This window comes from Arsukibacterium indicum (assembly GCF_019100565.1).
GTDB classification, from domain to species: domain Bacteria; phylum Pseudomonadota; class Gammaproteobacteria; order Enterobacterales; family Alteromonadaceae; genus Alishewanella; species Alishewanella indicum.
Window position 1 is genome coordinate 3,273 of sequence record NZ_JAHRID010000013.1, and the last position, 12,373, is coordinate 15,645.

General features: G+C 46.8%; 9 protein-coding genes and 1 tRNA gene. All 10 read right to left on the reverse strand.

Translation table 11 applies throughout. The annotated features are described in order from the left end of the window. Positions 1-136: 136 nt before the first annotated feature. A complete protein-coding gene (rpoC, locus tag KQY15_RS18670) occupies positions 137-4,318 on the reverse strand; it encodes a DNA-directed RNA polymerase subunit beta' (protein WP_217671427.1) in 4,182 nt (1,393 codons plus the stop codon). 66 nt (positions 4,319-4,384) lie between these two features. Further along, entirely contained in the window at positions 4,385-8,410 is a 4,026-nt protein-coding gene (gene rpoB / locus KQY15_RS18675; RefSeq protein ID WP_217671428.1) for a DNA-directed RNA polymerase subunit beta, read from the reverse strand. Between the two features lie 177 nt (positions 8,411-8,587). Beyond that, positions 8,588-8,953: a 50S ribosomal protein L7/L12 gene (rplL, locus tag KQY15_RS18680; RefSeq protein ID WP_217671429.1), complete on the reverse strand. Its 366-nt coding sequence runs from the start codon at positions 8,951-8,953 to the stop codon at positions 8,588-8,590. Between the two features lie 66 nt (positions 8,954-9,019). Further along, positions 9,020-9,514, reverse strand: a complete 495-nt coding sequence (gene rplJ / locus KQY15_RS18685; protein WP_097113092.1) for a 50S ribosomal protein L10 — start codon at positions 9,512-9,514, stop codon at positions 9,020-9,022. Positions 9,515-9,807: 293 nt separating this feature from the next. Further along, positions 9,808-10,509 (reverse strand): 50S ribosomal protein L1, encoded by a 702-nt coding sequence (rplA, locus tag KQY15_RS18690; protein ID WP_217671430.1) that lies wholly within the window; start codon positions 10,507-10,509, stop codon positions 9,808-9,810. Between the two features lie 3 nt (positions 10,510-10,512). After that, the gene (rplK, locus tag KQY15_RS18695; RefSeq protein WP_019677781.1) at positions 10,513-10,941 is read right to left on the reverse strand and encodes a 50S ribosomal protein L11; all 429 of its coding nucleotides are present in this window, start codon (positions 10,939-10,941) and stop codon (positions 10,513-10,515) included. 122 nt (positions 10,942-11,063) lie between these two features. After that, positions 11,064-11,591, reverse strand: a complete 528-nt coding sequence (nusG, locus tag KQY15_RS18700; RefSeq protein ID WP_097113097.1) for a transcription termination/antitermination protein NusG — start codon at positions 11,589-11,591, stop codon at positions 11,064-11,066. A gap of 14 nt (positions 11,592-11,605) precedes the next feature. Next, on the reverse strand, positions 11,606-11,980 hold the full coding sequence (gene secE / locus KQY15_RS18705) for a preprotein translocase subunit SecE (RefSeq protein ID WP_217671431.1): 375 nt from the start codon (positions 11,978-11,980) through the stop codon (positions 11,606-11,608). Positions 11,981-12,065: 85 nt separating this feature from the next. Continuing rightward, positions 12,066-12,142, reverse strand: a tRNA-Trp gene (locus KQY15_RS18710). A 158-nt stretch (positions 12,143-12,300) separates the two neighbouring features. Then, positions 12,301-12,373: EF-Tu C-terminal domain-related protein (locus KQY15_RS18715; protein ID WP_504739206.1), on the reverse strand; the 73-nt coding region annotated here is incomplete at its 5' end.

The window sequence follows — 12,373 nt, forward strand, 5'->3', positions numbered from 1 at the left end:
AATAAATACCCAATAAACGTGAAAATTCCGCACCCCAAAATTAGGGTCGCGGAATTCTAATGGTCAAGCTTTGACCTGTCAAGTTACAATGCTGTTTGCCGGCTTTTTAAGCACCAGCAAACAGCTTGCTCCTTTCTTACTCGTCGTTGCCCGACAAATTCATATTAAGTGCATCGGTCAGAGCCTGTTCGGCTGACTCTGCACTCATTGACGGTTCAACAACATCGGTATTGCTGCCACGCTGACGTAAACGGGCACGGTTTTGATGATAAGCAAAACCAGTACCTGCCGGGATCAAGCGGCCAACAATAACGTTTTCTTTCAAACCACGTAGTTCATCAAACTTGCCACCAACAGCGGCTTCTGTCAGAACGCGGGTTGTTTCCTGGAACGACGCTGCCGAGATAAATGAATCGGTCGACAGTGACGCTTTGGTAATACCCAATAAGGCACGCTCATACTGAGCTGGCATTTTGCCGGCCGCTTCTAAATCGCGGTTAGCGATATTGACGCGGGCCACTTCAGCCTGTTCGCCTTCCAGGAATTCGCTATCGCCCGGGCTGGTGATAATACACTTACGCAACATCTGACGAATAATCGTTTCGATGTGCTTATCGTTAATTTTTACACCCTGTAAGCGATAAACGTCCTGAACTTCGTTAACGATGTAGCTGGCAACATGGTGAATACCACGTAAACGCAGAATATCGTGTGCAGACTCAGGGCCTTCAGAGATAACTTCGCCTTTTTCAATGCGCTCACCTTCGAACACATTAACCTGGCGCCATTTCGGGATCATCTCTTCATGAGCATCACCCTGTTCTGGTGTTATCACCAGACGACGTTTACCTTTGGTCTCTTTACCGAAGCTGATAACACCAGAAATTTCGGCCAGGATGGCTGGATCTTTTGGTTTACGAGCTTCAAATAAATCCGCTACGCGAGGCAGACCACCGGTAATGTCGCGGGTTTTCGAGCTTTCCTGCGGAATACGAGCTAATACTGCACCAGTCAACACCTGTTCGCCATCGGCAACTTCGATTGTGGTAAAGCTTGGCAGACGAATTTCCTGCAGGCCGCCATCGTCAGTCGCCAGGATAAGTTTTGGCTCTTTCGCATTAGCTTTGGCCAAATCTTTAACCACTGTCCGGGTTAAACCGGTCAGTTCATCCTGTTGTACTTCGGTGTTGGTATCATCAACATCACTGAAGCTAACCTTGGCGCCACGCTCAACAATAATTGGGTGTGAATGCGGATCCCAGTTTGCCACGATTTGACCTGACGCCACTTTGGCATTGTCATCGGTAGCCATAATAGAACCGTACGGCAGCTTATAACGCTCTTTCTCACGACCTAACTCGTCGAATACTGTTACTTCGGCAGAACGTGAGGTAATAACAATCTTATTATCGGCGTTGCGAACAAACTTAGCGTTGTGCAGTTTTAACGTACCGGCGTTTTTCACCTGAACACTGTTTTCTGCAGACGCCCGTGATGCCGCACCACCGATGTGGAAGGTCCGCATCGTTAACTGGGTACCTGGTTCACCGATTGACTGGGCGGCAATAACACCGACTGCTTCACCGGCATTAATCAGGTGACCACGCGCCAGGTCACGGCCATAACACTTAGCACATACGCCAAAGTCAGTCTGACAAGTGATTACTGAACGAACATGCACTTCGTCTATTGAATTTTGTTCAATTAAATCACAAAGTTGTTCATCGAGCATGGTGCCATCGGCAACCAGCACTTCAGCTGTTGTTGGCGATACTACATCACCAATAACAACCCGGCCAAGTACCCGCTCACGCAGGCCTTCTACTACGTCACCGCCTTCGATCAATGGCTTCATAATGATGCCCTGATCTGAACCACAGTCACTTTCAGTTACTACTAAATCCTGGGCAACATCAACCAGACGACGGGTCAGATAACCTGAGTTCGCGGTCTTCAGTGCAGTATCGGCCAGACCTTTACGGGCACCGTGGGTAGAAATAAAGTACTGAAGTACACTTAAGCCTTCACGGAAGTTCGCTGTAATAGGCGTTTCAATAATTGAACCATCCGGCTTGGCCATCAGACCACGCATTGCTGATAACTGCCTGATCTGCGCTGGTGAACCCCGGGCGCCTGAGTCAGCCATCATATACACTGAGTTAAATGATTGCTGCTCGACGGTATTGCCCTCGCGGTCAACCACAGACTCTTTTGACAGGTTGTCCATCATCGCTTTTGACAAGGTTTCGTTAGCTGTTGACCAGATATCGATAACTTTGTTGTACTTTTCACCGGCGGTTACCAGACCTTGCTGGAACTGATCCTGTATTTCAGCAACTTCAGTTTCTGCAGCGTCGATAATCTCGGTTTTCGCAGCAGGGATCACCATGTCATCGATACCCACTGACACGCCTGACAACATTGCATAGTGGAAACCGGTATACATAATCTGGTCAGCCAGAATAACCGTTTGTTTCAGACCGATACGACGATAAGCACCGTTTAATAACCGTGATATCTGTTTCTTACCCATTGGCTGGTTAATTGAATCAAACGCCAGTCCTTCAGGCAGAATTGAGAACAATATGGCACGACCCACAGTGGTGTCGCGCACGGCTACCGTCTCAGTACGAGTACCATCTTCTGCGATTTCAACTTCAGTGATCCGTACTTTTACTTTAGCGTGCAGGCTGGCACAATCGGCGCGGAATGCTTTCTCAGCTTCTTTCGCACTTTTGAACAGCATGCCCTCGCCTTTGACGTTGATCGCTTCACGTGTCATGTAATACAAACCTAATACAACGTCCTGTGAAGGGACGATGATAGGCTCACCATTTGCTGGTGATAACACGTTGTTGGTTGACATCATCAACGCACGGGCTTCTAACTGCGCTTCAATAGTCAACGGTACGTGTACCGCCATTTGGTCACCATCGAAGTCGGCGTTATAAGCGGCACAAACCAGTGGATGAAGCTGAATTGCTTTACCTTCAATCAGTACCGGTTCAAATGCCTGAATACCTAAACGGTGCAAAGTTGGTGCACGGTTCAACAGTACCGGATGCTCGCGGATAACTTCATCCAATACATCCCATACTGCACCTTCCTCGCGCTCTACCATCTTTTTAGCCGCTTTAATAGTCGTAGCTAAACCGCGGGTTTCTAACTTGCCGTAAATAAATGGCTTGAAAAGTTCTAACGCCATTTTTTTCGGTAAACCGCACTGATGTAGACGTAAAGTAGGACCAACAGTAATTACTGAACGGCCTGAGTAATCTACGCGCTTACCCAATAAATTCTGACGGAAACGACCTTGCTTACCTTTGATCATGTCAGCCAAAGATTTCAACGGACGCTTGTTAGAACCGGTAATAGCACGACCGCGACGACCGTTATCTAATAACGCGTCTACCGCTTCCTGTAACATCCGCTTTTCGTTACGGACGATAATGTCAGGTGCAGATAAATCTAACAGCCGCTTCAAACGGTTGTTACGGTTAATAACCCGACGGTACAAATCGTTCAGATCAGACGTTGCAAAACGGCCACCGTCCAGCGGTACCAAGGGACGTAAATCCGGCGGTAACACAGGCAGCACTGTCATAATCATCCACTCTGGTTTATTGCCTGAGGTGAAGAACGACTCCATCAATTTTAAACGCTTGCTAATCTTTTTACGCTTGGTTTCAGAGTTGATAGTTGGCAACTCTTCACGCATTTGCTTGATTTCAACCGCTAAATCGATGCCACGCAGAATATCCAGCACGGCTTCTGCGCCCATCTTAGCTTCGAACTCGTCACCATGCTCTTCCAGTACATCCAGATATTCTTCTTCAGTTAACATCTGGCGACGCTCTAGTGACGTCATGCCTGGCTCAGTTACCACATAGCTTTCAAAATACAGCACACGCTCAATATCACGTAATGTCATATCAAGCAGCAAACCAATCCGGCTTGGTAATGATTTTAAGAACCAGATATGAGCAACCGGGCTGGCCAGCTCAATGTGGCCCATCCGCTCACGACGGACTTTGGTTAAGGTGACTTCAACGCCACACTTTTCACAAATAACACCGCGGTGCTTCAAGCGCTTGTACTTACCGCACAGACACTCGTAATCTTTTACCGGACCAAAAATCCGGGCACAGAATAAACCGTCACGCTCTGGCTTAAAGGTACGGTAGTTGATCGTCTCTGGCTTTTTCACTTCACCAAATGACCATGAACGGATCATATCCGGTGAGGATAAACCGATACGAATAACATCAAACTCTTCAGTTTTAGTTTGTTGTTTCAGAAACTTTAATAAGTCTTTCACCTTTGCTCTCCTGTAAGAGGTAAACCGGAATGGGGCAGCGCACTGCCCCGCCAACTAAATGTCGGTTTATTCCTCTTCCAATTCGATATTGATACCGAGCGAACGGATTTCTTTCATCAGTACGTTGAAAGATTCTGGCATACCAGGTTCCATTCTGTGGTCGCCGTCAACGATGTTTTTATACATCTTGGTACGACCGTTGACGTCATCAGACTTAACAGTAAGCATTTCCTGCAGGGTATAAGCCGCACCATAAGCTTCTAACGCCCACACTTCCATCTCACCGAAACGCTGACCACCGAACTGTGCCTTACCACCCAGCGGCTGCTGAGTAACCAGGCTGTAAGAACCGGTTGAACGCGCGTGCATCTTGTCATCAACCAAGTGGTTCAGTTTCAGCATATACATGTAGCCAACCGTCACCTTACGTTCAAAGGTATTGCCGGTACGACCATCATATAAGGTGATCTGACCGCTGGTCGGTAAATCGCCAAGTGTTAATAACTCTTTGATTTCTGATTCTTTTGCACCATCAAACACCGGTGTTGCCACTGGCAGACCTTTACGCAGATTCTGCGCCAGGCGGCGTACTTCATCATCAGTGAAACTAGCAACATCGACATCTTGGCGTGACTCGCCTAACGCATACACTTTAACCAGGAAGTCGCGTATTTCAGCGATTTCTTTCTGATCTTTGATCATGCCGTCGATCTTGTCACCAATACCACGAGCCGCTAAGCCCAGGTGAGTTTCCAGGATCTGACCAATGTTCATCCGTGACGGAACACCCAGCGGGTTCAGTACGATATCAACAGGCTGACCTTTCTCGTCATACGGCATATCTTCTACCGGAACGATAGTAGAAATAACACCTTTGTTACCGTGACGACCCGCCATTTTATCACCTGGCTGGATCCGGCGTTTAACGGCCAGATACACTTTAACAATTTTCAGTACGCCAGGTGCCAAATCGTCACCCTGGGTAATTTTCCGGCGTTTTAATTCAAACTTCTTATCGTACTCAACCCGAATTTCTTCGTACTGAGCCGCTAACTGCTCTAAATCGTTCTGCTTCTCTTCGTCGCTCAGACTCTGATTAAACAGTGCATCGCCTTTTAAGGTATCAAGCTTGGCACGGTCTAAACCGCTTTGCACAAGCAAATTACGTGCACGGTCAAAGATGCCGGCTTCCAGAATACGGAATTCTTCATTCAGGTCTTTCTTAGCCTGTTTGACTTCCATTTCCTCGATTTCGCGGGCACGCTTATCTTTTTCGACGCCATCACGGGTAAATACCTGTACGTCAATAACAGTACCTGTTACTGAGTTTGGTACCCGCAGTGAGGTGTCTTTTACATCAGAAGCTTTTTCACCGAAAATAGCTCGTAACAGTTTTTCTTCCGGGGTTAACTGGCTTTCACCTTTAGGTGTTACCTTACCAACCAGAATATCACCGCCTTTCACTTCAGCACCGATATAAACAATACCTGCTTCGTCCAGCTTGCTTAGTGCTGACTCGCCGACGTTAGGAATATCACCGGTAATTTCTTCAGGGCCAAGCTTGGTATCACGGGCGATACAGCTTAATTCCTGAATATGGATTGTGGTTAAACGATCTTCCTGAACCAAACGCTCAGACAACAAAATCGAATCTTCGAAGTTGTAGCCGTTCCACGGCATAAATGCCACGCGCAGATTCTGACCTAACGCCAGTTCACCTAAATCGGTAGACGGACCATCAGCCAGTACATCACCACGTTCGATTGGCTCGCCGTGATTTACACAAGGGCGCTGGTTAATACAGGTGTTCTGGTTAGAACGGGTGTATTTAGTCAGGTTGTAGATATCGATACCGGCTTCACCGGCTATCATTTCTTCTTCATGCACCTTAATAACGATACGGCTGGCGTCGACATAATCAACAGTACCACCGCGTTTCGCAACTACAGTTACACCAGAGTCTTTCGCTACAACCCGTTCAATACCGGTACCTACCAGCGGCTTATCAGCGCGTAAAGTAGGAACAGCCTGACGTTGCATGTTCGAGCCCATCAGTGCCCGGTTAGCATCATCGTGCTCAAGGAACGGAATGAGCGCTGCCGCAACCGATACGATTTGCTGTGGCGCTACGTCCATGTATTGCACTTCTGATGAAGGCATCAGGGTAAATTCATTTTTATAACGGCAAGGTACTAACTCTTCTGACAGCCGATTTTCATCGTTCAGTTCAGCATTTGCCTGGGCAATGACAAAGTTGCCTTCCTCAATTGCTGACAAGAAGTCGACTTCGTCAGTTACAACACCGTTTTCAATCCGGCGGTATGGGGTTTCTAGGAAACCATACTCGTTAGTCTGGGCAAACATTGACAACGAGTTAATCAGACCGATGTTCGGACCTTCAGGGGTTTCAATCGGACATACCCGGCCATAGTGGGTTGGGTGCACGTCACGAACTTCAAAGCCTGCGCGTTCACGGGTAAGACCACCTGGGCCCAGTGCAGAAATACGGCGTTTGTGCGTCACTTCTGACAACGGGTTATTCTGATCCATAAACTGTGACAACTGGCTGGAACCAAAGAATTCTTTTACCGCTGCTGAAATAGGCTTGGCGTTAATTAAATCCTGTGGCATCACGGCATCCAAGTCGCCCAGTGACAAACGTTCCTTCACTGCACGCTCAACCCGAACTAAGCCAACCCGGAACTGATTTTCAGCCATTTCGCCAACAGAACGGATCCGACGGTTACCTAAGTGGTCAATATCATCAACTTCACCGTTACCGTTCCGAATGTCGATTAATACTTTCATCACGGCGAGGATATCTTCTTTACTCAGAACACCTGCGCCAATGTTTTCTTCAAAACCAACCCGGCGGTTAAATTTCATCCGGCCAACCGTTGATAAGTCATAACGGTCTTCGGAGAAGAATAAATTTTCAAACAGAGTTTCAGCAGCTTCGCGCGTTGGTGGTTCACCCGGGCGCATCATCCGGTAAATTTCTACCAGTGCTTCAATCCGGTTGTTGCTTGGATCAATACGAATTGTTTCAGATACATAAGACCCCTGATCCAAATCGTTGATATAGAGCGTTTCAAAACTGTCATAACCAGCTTTCGTCAGCTTAGCTAACAAGTCCAGCGTTAATTCAGCATTCGCTTCAGCAACAATTTCGCCACTGCTGGTATCAACGTAGTTTTTAGCCAGTACCCGGCCTACTACATATTCATGTGGAACTTCCATCATGGTCAGGCCGGTTTTTTCCAGCTGGCGCACATGACGGGCAGTTATCCGACGGCCTTGCTCTACGATAACTTCGCCATCGTTGTCTTTAATATCAAAACCAGCTGTTTCACCACGCAAGCGGTTAGCAACCACTTCCATCAGTAACTTACCTTCTTTCACTTCAAACTTAGTGTTCTCAAAGAAGGTAGCCAGAATTTCTTCGGTGCTGAATTCCAGCGCCCGCAGCAAAATAGTCGCTGGCAATTTACGGCGACGGTCAATCCGGACAAACAGGTTGTCTTTGGCATCAAACTCAAAGTCTAACCATGAACCACGGTAAGGAATAACGCGGGCGTTATATAATACTTTACCGGAAGAGTGTGTTTTACCACGGTCGTGGTCAAAGAATACGCCCGGGCTGCGGTGCAGCTGAGAAACGATAACCCGCTCAGTACCATTAATTACAAAGGTACCATTTTCGGTCATTAGCGGGATTTCACCCATGTACACTTCTTGTTCACGGATATCTTTAATCGTGCCTGGTGCTTCTTTATCAAATAACACCATACGCAGTTTTACCCGCAATGGTGCAGAGTAGGTTACGCCACGGATTTGACATTCTTTTACATCAAAAACAGGTTCCCCAATGCGGTAGCTGACATACTGCAATTCCGCGCTGCCTGAATAGCTTTTGATTGGAAATACAGAGCGGAACGCGGCTTCTAAACCGTATTCACCTTCCGGATCTGGCTCGATAAATTTGCTGAAAGACTCGATTTGAATCGATAGCAGGTATGGCACATCCAGTACTTCCGGACGTTTGCCGAAGTCCTTACGGATACGTTTCTTCTCAGAATAAGAGTAAGTCATGGGGTTCCTCAGCTTGCTGATTTTTTTCCCAACTACCGAATTACCGGTAATTTATTGCTACCAGACATGGTAACAGCAGGGGTGGGGAAATCATTGTCCCACAGCGCAAAAAGGCCGGTGATTAATTCATCACCAGCCCAGCCCGAATCTCAGGCAGTTAACCCGGTTTTTACCGGATTATTTAACTTCAACAGATGCACCAGCTTCTTCAAGATCTTTCTTAAGAGCAGCTGCTTCATCTTTAGAAACGCCTTCTTTGATGGCAGCAGGAGCTGACTCAACCAGGTCTTTCGCTTCTTTCAGGCCTAAACCAGTAGCGCCACGTACTGCTTTGATAACAGATACTTTGTTAGCGCCAACAGCGGCCAGAATTACGTTGAATTCTGTTTGTTCTTCAGCGGCGGCAGCCGGGCCAGCAGCAACAGCTACAGCGGCAGAGGCAGATACACCGAATTTTTCTTCCATTGCAGATACTAATTCAACTACATCCATTACAGACATTGCTGCGATAGCATCTAAGATTTGATCTTTAGTCACTGACATTGCTCAGATTCCTAAATTAGGGGACGGATCCCGAATTAAATTCCACTCATCAAACTACACGCAAAATTACGCGGCTTGATCCTGTTTTTGGTCGCGAACCGCGGCAATTGTACGTACAAGTTTGCCGGCTGCTGCTTCTTTCATAGTGCTCATTAAGCGTGCGATAGCTTCGTCGTAAGTTGGTAACGATGCTAAAACATCAATGCTTACTGTTTCGCCATTAAAAGCGGCACTTTTCAACTCGAACTGTTTGTTATCTTTGGCGAAATCTTTAAAGATCCGCGCTGCAGCACCTGGGTGCTCTTTAGAGAACGCAATCAGTGTCGGGCCTACGAATGCATCTTTCAGACACTCGAATTCGGTGCCATCTACTGCACGGCGAACTAAGGTGTTACGGACAACTTTCATCCAAACACCAGCATCACGGGCTTGCTTACGCAAGGCAGTAATGTTGCCTACAGTGACACCACGAGCATCTGCGACTACCGCAGATAAAGCACCTTTGGCAGCTTCCTGGACTTCAGCAACAATTGCTTTTTTGTCATCAAGCTTTATAGCCATTGGCTCTTAACTCCTGGTTCATCCGGATAATAGTTACCCGGTTTCCTACACATCGCCTGCGGTTTCCCAAAGGCGCGCGATTTACGGTGAGACCAGATTGAATTTAATTCTTTCTGGGGCCTGCACCGTCTGCGTAGGTTGATGTTTTAAGCAACGCAGCTTACGCATTATTGCACCTACGGTCTTGGACGGAAGTGCTTATTTTTGGCTTTTGCCAGCAAATTCAGCACTTCTACCCGAATTTTTTGAGGGCGGGATTATAGAACAATACCGCCCTGCTGTAAAGCTAAGCCTTAAACCACTGCGCTCAGAGAAGCCTGGTTTAAAGTCATGCCGGCACCATGAGTAGAAGAAATGGTTACTTTCTTAATGAAAACACCTTTCGCTACAGAAGGTTTGGCACGCTTTAAAGCAACTAATAACGCTTCTAAGTTTTCTTTTAACTTGTCAGCGTCAAAGTCAATTTTACCGATGGTTGAATGGATAATACCATTCTTGTCATTACGGTAACGGATCTGACCCGCTTTAGCATTTTTAACTGCGTCAGCAACGTTAGGGGTAACAGTACCGGTTTTAGGGTTAGGCATTAAACCACGTGGGCCTAAAATCTGACCTAACATACCAACAACGCGCATCGCATCCGGAGAAGCAATTACCACGTCAAAGTCCATTACACCTTTTTTAACCTGCTCAGCTAAGTCTTCCATACCTACGATGTCAGCACCAGCAGCTTTCGCGGCTTCTGCGTTCGCACCCTGAGTAAATACAGCAACACGGACAGTTCGGCCAGTACCGTGTGGCAGTACAGTAGCACCGCGCACGTTCTGATCCGATTTACGAGCGTCAATGCCCAGGTTCACTGCAACGTCAACGCTCTCAACGAACTTGCCGGCAGTTAATTCTTTTAACAAAGCTACAGCTTCGTTGATGTCATATTCGCGGGTTGAATCTACTTTAGAGCGGATTAACTTAGCGCGTTTTGTTAATTTAGCCATCGATTAGCCCTCCACCACTAAGCCCATTGAACGAGCAGTACCTTCAATGGTACGCACCGCAGCAGCATGATCTGCAGCTGTTAAATCAGGTTGTTTAATCTTAACGATTTCATCAATCTGAGCAGCTGTTACCTTGCCAACTTTCTGGGTATTCGGACGACCTGAACCGCTCTTCAGTGCGGCTGCTTTTAACAACAGGAACGACGCTGGTGGGGTACGGGTTTCGAACGTGAAAGAACGATCGCTGTATACAGTAATTACTACTGGGATCGGCATTCCTTTATCCAGGCTTTCAGTACGGGCGTTAAAGCCTTTACAGAATTCCATGATATTAACACCGTGCTGACCCAATGCCGGACCAACTGGCGGCGAAGGATTGGCCATACCGGCTTTTACCTGCAGCTTAATAAGTGCTGTGACTTTCTTTGCCATGTTTCACCTCTGTTATAGGGTCGTAGCCTTGTAAATGCGAGGACAATTACTCAAACGGCTCCCCTGACGATAAAAAGGGCGCAGATTATATTTTAATCAGCGCCCCGTTTCAATTAATATATTTACGCTTTTTCTACCTGTCCGAACTCCAGTTCTACCGGGGTCGCGCGGCCAAAAATTAATACCGATACTTTTACGCGGCTTTTTTCGTAATCCACTTCTTCTACAACACCATTGAAGTCTGCAAATGGACCTTCAGTAACTCGAACTACTTCACCAGCTTCAAACAGCGTCTTAGGTTTCGGTTTGTCGGCATTATCCTGTAGTCGATTCAGAATAGTCATGGCTTCTTTTTCAGAAATGGGTGCCGGACGGTCTGAAGTACCACCAATAAAACCCAGAACTCGAGGCACGCTTTTTACTAAGTGCCACGCTTCTTCACACATTTCCATTTGTACCAATACGTAGCCCGGGAAGAACTTGCGCTCCGATTTACGCTTTTGGCCGGCGCGCATTTCAATAACTTCTTCAGTAGGAACTAAAACTTCACCAAACTTTTCTTCCATTTCGTTAAGTTTGATGTATTCGCGCAGTGAGGTAGCAACTCGTTGCTCAAATCCTGAAAACGCTTGTACGACATACCAACGCATTTTTGCTGCCATGCTTAAATCCCCAGACCGGTAAAGAAAGAAACAACCCGCAATAAAATAGCATCCAGGCCCCATAATAATAAGCCCATAATAATGGTTGCTATTATTACCACCAACGTTGTTTGCATTGTTTCCTGGCGGGTTGGCCATACTACTTTGCGGATTTCGGAACGAGACTCTTTAGCGAAATTGATAAAGGTACGGCCTTTATGGGTTTGTCCAGCAACCACACCGGCAACAATTACCAGCACAACGATTGCTATAGCACGCTCTAACGCACCCAGTTCGAATATATAGTTACCCACCACTGCCAATGACAGAATGACAAAGACTAATAACCATTTAACCAGATCAAGCCCACTTTTCGGGTTTTCGCTCGCAACGCTCATGCTCTAACTCACTTCAATTTGGCGTGTATCATGCCAGTCGTTATTAACTATCAGGCAAAGCAGTTAGCCGCTGTTACCTTAAATTTGGCAGGGGCAGAGGGATTCGAACCCCCAACCATCGGTTTTGGAGACCGCTGTTCTACCAATTGGAACTATGCCCCTTCAGTCTTTTAAATGGCTGCATTATTACCCAGCCATTAAATAGCCGCTCATTATACTGCCTTAGCGTGCTAAAACAAGCTTACCGTATCTTATTGCATGATATTTAGAAGACTAAAACAAAAAAGGCCCCTTACGGAGCCTTCTTTTTTCACTGCGAATTAAGCAATGATTTTAGATACTACACCAGCACCTACAGTACGGCCGCCTTCACGGATAGCGAAGCGTAAACCT